At 70.6% G+C, this 214-nt stretch carries 1 pseudogene; it reads left to right on the forward strand.

From position 1 onward, the window contains the following. Window positions 1–214, forward strand: a pseudogene (locus IH13_RS0110815) (coagulation factor 5/8 type domain-containing protein); the annotation flags it as partial.

Raw genomic sequence — 214 nt, forward strand, 5'->3', positions numbered from 1 at the left:
CCCAGAACTTCTGGCGGTCGGCCGAGAACCTGGCGCTCAACCCGGTCAGCGGCACCAACCGCTGGGCGGTCTCGCAGGCCGCGCCCTTCCGCCGGATGCACGTCAAGGGCGGCCTCAACCTGGCCCCCGACGGGTACGGCTGGGCCAGCGGCGGCTACATCGCCGACAGCAAGATCGACGGCCAGGTGGACCCGTACTCGCAGCAGCAGTGGTA

The sequence above is a fragment of the Streptomyces sp. NRRL WC-3549 genome (assembly GCF_000721935.1).
In the GTDB taxonomy this organism is placed as follows: domain Bacteria; phylum Actinomycetota; class Actinomycetes; order Streptomycetales; family Streptomycetaceae; genus Streptomyces.